At 68.6% G+C, this 3,019-nt stretch carries 4 protein-coding genes; 2 read left to right on the top strand and 2 right to left on the bottom strand.

Annotated elements, in window-relative coordinates; all coding sequences use genetic code 11:
* On the bottom strand, window positions 1-925 hold a 925-nt coding region (gene dmeF / locus N5E02_RS20635), incomplete at its 3' end, for a CDF family Co(II)/Ni(II) efflux transporter DmeF (RefSeq protein WP_279946710.1).
* Window positions 926-975: 50 nt separating this feature from the next.
* On the opposite strand from dmeF, the gene N5E02_RS20630 reads away from it, so the two are divergent.
* Window positions 976-1,260 (top strand): metal-sensing transcriptional repressor, encoded by a 285-nt coding sequence (locus tag N5E02_RS20630; protein WP_049417302.1) that lies wholly within the window; start codon window positions 976-978, stop codon window positions 1,258-1,260.
* Here the strand turns inward: N5E02_RS20630 and N5E02_RS20625 are convergent.
* Entirely contained in the window at window positions 1,248-1,634 is a 387-nt protein-coding gene (locus tag N5E02_RS20625; protein WP_279946709.1) for a MerC domain-containing protein, read from the bottom strand. The genes N5E02_RS20630 and N5E02_RS20625 overlap by 13 nt on opposite strands.
* Before the next feature lie 69 nt (window positions 1,635-1,703).
* On the opposite strand from N5E02_RS20625, the gene N5E02_RS20620 reads away from it, so the two are divergent.
* The coding region (locus N5E02_RS20620) for a GTP-binding protein (protein ID WP_279946708.1) at window positions 1,704-3,019 on the top strand (1,316 nt) is incomplete at its 3' end.

Below are 3,019 nucleotides of genomic sequence, written 5' to 3'. Positions count from 1 at the left end.
CTTCATGGATCGCCAGCGCGTTGCGCACGGTATCGGCATCCAGCGTGGCGTCACTGGTGACCACGCTGGCGCTGACCGCGTACTTGCCGCGACCCACCTGCCAGACGTGCAGGTCGGCCAGGCGCGCCGGCCACGGGCCCTGTTCGATCACCTCGCGTACTTCGGCCACCACCGGCGCGTCCATCTGCGCGTCGAGCAGGATGCGGCCGCTGTCGCGCAGCAGGCCGATCGCCCACACCGTGACCAGCACGGCGCCGACCAGGCCCATCACCGGGTCCAGCCAGGTCAGGCCCAGCAGCTTGCCGCCGAGCAGGGCGATGATGGCCAGCACCGAGGTGGCGGCGTCGGCCAGCACGTGCACATAGGCCGAGCGCAGGTTGAGGTCGTGACCGTGCGCATGGGTGTGATCGTGGTTGTGGCCGTGGTGATGGCCATGGTCATGCCCGTGGTGGTGATGCACGTGGCCCGGGCTGTCGTGCAGCCACCAGGCGCACAGCAGGTTGACGCCCAGCCCGACCGCAGCAATGGCGATGGCTTCGTTGTAGTGGATCGTTGCCGGTACCCACAGCCGCTCCAGTGATTGCACCGCCATCAGCGCGGCGACGCCAAGCAGGGCGATGGCGCTGGTATAGCCGGCCAGGATCTCGATCTTCCAGGTACCGAAGGCGAAGCGCGGGTCGTGCGCGTAGCGGCGCGCGCAGCGGTAGGCGAACACTGCCAGGCCCAGCGCGAGTGCGTGCGAACTCATGTGCCAGCCGTCGGCGAGCACGGCCATGGAGTTGAACCACCAGCCGCCGACAATTTCCACCAGCATCATGCTGACGGTGAGCCACAGAGCGCGGCGGGTATTGCGTTCGGCCAGCGGGTTGCCGTCGTCGAAGCGGTGTTCGTGGCGACGGGCGGCGGCGAGGGCATCCAGGTGCATGGAAAGACCAGAGGGTGGAAGGATACCCCCATAGGGTATACGATGCGCCCATGGCCCATGTACACAGGAATCGAAAGCAGCTGCTGACCCGGGTACGCCGCATCGGCGGCCAGGTGGCGGCGTTGGAGCAGGCGCTGGACAGGCCGGAGGGTGAGGCCGGCGACTGTGCGGACGTGCTGGTGCAGGTTGCCGCCGTGCGCGGTGCCGCCCACAGCCTGCTGATGGAGCTGCTGCACGAGCATCTGCAGGAACATGTGGTCGGCGCCGAAGACCCGCAGCAGCGGGCGGCCGAGGCCGAGGTGCTGGTCGAACTGCTGCGCCGCTACGGCAAATAGCAAGGGTAGTGCCGGTGCCGCGCGTTCCAGATATGCGTGGCGGCCAGCAGCAGGCTGCCGGTGACGGTCATCGGTGTTTCCCAGTCGTGCGAGGGCCACGCCAGCGCGCCGGCCAGCAGCAGGCCGAGCCCGGCGCCGGCGGTGGCCCAGGCCAGCACCGGCAACGGATGGCGGCGCTCCGCCCGCCATAATGCATACCCGGTCAGCGGCAAGGCGATGGCCACGAACAGCAGGTGGACCCATTCGGCTTCGGCCCAGCTGCCGAACAGCGGCAGCGCGGCTGCAAGCAGGGGCAGCGCCAGGCAGTGCAGCAGGCACAGGCTGGACAGGGCGACCGCGCCGGCATCGAGCAGGGCGGCAGACGGCGACTTCATCGGGGGACGTTCCTTGCGCAGATATTGTTATACAGTAACATTTACACTCCGCAGCCAACCCGCTCCGACATGAACACTGTTTCCCGCGCCGACCGTCGCCTTCCGGTCACCGTGCTGTCCGGCTTCCTCGGGGCCGGCAAGACCACCCTGCTCAACCAGATCCTGCGCAACCGCGCCGGCCTGCGTGTGGCGGTCATCGTCAACGACATGAGTGAGGTCAACATCGACGCGCAACTGGTGCGCGACGGCGGCGCCGAGCTGCGCCGCACCGAAGAGACGCTGGTGGAATTCAGCAATGGCTGCATCTGCTGCACGCTGCGCGATGACCTGCTGCAGGAAGTGCGGCGCTTGGCCGACGCCGGTCGCTATGACTACCTGTTGATCGAGTCGACCGGCATCGGTGAGCCGATGCCGGTGGCGGCCACGTTCGCGGTGCGCGACGAGCAGGGCTTCAGCCTGAGTGACATCGCGCGCCTGGACACGATGGTGACGGTGGTGGATGGCAGCGCGTTTCTCGCCGACTTCGGCTCGACGCTGCGCCTGGCCGAGCGCGGCCAGCAGGCTGGGCCGGATGATGATCGCGGCGTGGTCGACCTGCTGTGCGAGCAGGTCGAGTTCGCCGACGTGATCGTGGTCAGCAAGGTCGACCAGGTGGATGACGAAGTGCTGCAGGACACGCTGGCCGTGCTGCGCGGCCTGAACCGCGACGCGAAGCTGCTGCTGTCCCGCTTCGGTGACGTGCCACTGGCCGAGCTGCTGGACACCGGCCGCTTCGACTACGAGCGTGCGCAACGTGCGCCGGGCTGGGTGAAGGAACTGCGTGGCGAGCATACGCCGGAGACCGAAGAGTACGGCATCGCCAGTTTCGTTTACCGCTCGCGGCGACCGTTCCATCCCGCGCGCTTCGCCCGCGCGCTGCAGTCGGGGATGCCCGGTGTGATCCGCAGCAAGGGCTGGTTCTGGCTGGCCAACCGGATGGACTGGGTGGGCGAGCTGAACACCGTGGGCGCCGCGACGCGGACGCAGGCGGCGGGGTTCTGGTACGCCGCGCGTGATCGTGTGCGGGCTGGGCTGGAGGACACCGCGCCATTGCTGCCGCCCACGCCGCTGCCGTACAGCGACCTGGGCTGGGCGCGGCAGCAGGCCGACTGCTGGAGCGCACCGTTGCCGGGTCTGGAAGACTTCCCGGATGCGGCCGCGCATTCGGCGATGCAGCGGCTGTGGCACCCGCTGTGGGGCGACCGCCGCCAGGAGCTGGTGGTGATTGGCGTGCACATGGATGAGCGCGCGGTGCGTGCGGAGCTGGACGCGTGCCTGCTCAACGATCAGGAACTGCGTGCGGGGCCGCTGCTGTGGCAACAGTTGCCGCAGGCATTCCCGGTGTG

The sequence above is a fragment of the Stenotrophomonas sp. GD03777 genome (assembly GCF_029842485.1).
GTDB classification, from domain to species: Bacteria; Pseudomonadota; Gammaproteobacteria; order Xanthomonadales; family Xanthomonadaceae; genus Stenotrophomonas; species Stenotrophomonas sepilia.
Note: the sequence above shows the minus strand (reverse complement) of the source record. Positions and strands in the feature narration are given on the sequence as shown.